Annotated in this window: 1 protein-coding gene; it reads left to right on the forward strand. The window is 58.5% G+C overall.

What is annotated here, in order from left to right:
• Positions 1 to 1,076: C-type lectin domain-containing protein (locus Q31b_RS27735; protein ID WP_197172554.1), on the forward strand; the 1,076-nt coding region annotated here is incomplete at both ends.

Genomic DNA, 1,076 nt, shown 5'->3' on the forward strand with positions numbered 1-1,076 from the left:
GGTCCGCCTCTACAACGCTTCGGGCCAAAGTCTTGGCAGCGATAGCAACGGGGGTCCGGGGAATGCGTCGCTGCTAAGCGACTACGAGTTGCCCGAGACTGGAACTTACTACGCTCGGGTCTCGAAACACTACTGGTCTCAAACGCAAGAGATCGGGAACTATCAATTGCGGGTGGACCTGGCCCGTGGAATCGACCTGGAGTCAGATCGAAACTACAGCAACGATACGATCGCCACCGCCAATCCGGTCTCGCTGACCGTTTCCGGAGCGGGAGAAGTGTCCGGTGCGATTGCCGGGACGGTCATGTCAGCGGAGGGTACCAATCGAGACGAGGATGTTTATTCACTGGGACGACTGAGTGCCGGTAATGTGGTGGATTTGGAGATAACGTTACCCAGCGGCAGTACGCTAGCCGGTCAACTTCGGATTCGAAACAGCGCCGGCGATGTCGTCGCCGAAAAGATTGCCGATGGTTCACCGCTGCAGTGGACTGTTACCGGTTTGGATGACTATTACGCCGAAGTGACCAGTGGTACGGTGCGTGATGGACGTTTCTATGAAATGCTTCCCTCCCAGAGTTGGGATAACGCTGAGGCGACCGCGCAACTGAGCGGTGGTCACTTGGTCACGATCAACGACGCCGCTGAGCAAGCTTGGATCGCAGAGACGTTCGGGGCATCCGGAAACTTCTTGATCGGACTGTCCGACACCGAGACCGAAGGGACCTTCGTGTGGGCCGACGGCACGCCGCTGAGCTACACCAATTGGGCCACCGGGGAACCCAATAACGGCAATAGTTGGGACTATGCCTATCTCGAAACAAGCACCGGGTTGTGGCAGGATTATCACAGTGGCGCCCTTCAATCGCTCAGTGAACGGCCCGATCCGCTGGGCCGCACATCGGGAGGCCCAGGGCCACTGGCCCAATACGTCCTGGGGGTCACCGTCTCGGATGTTGTCGCTCCGACGGTCACGGACGTGACCCGTTTTCCGGGCGATGGCCAAAGCGGTGATGAGCTAGCCAGCGAGTTCCAGGTGATCTTTAGCGAAGACATGGACCCGTTAAGCGTCAACG

It is taken from the genome of Novipirellula aureliae (genome assembly GCF_007860185.1).
Lineage (GTDB): Bacteria > Planctomycetota > Planctomycetia > Pirellulales > Pirellulaceae > Novipirellula_A > Novipirellula_A aureliae.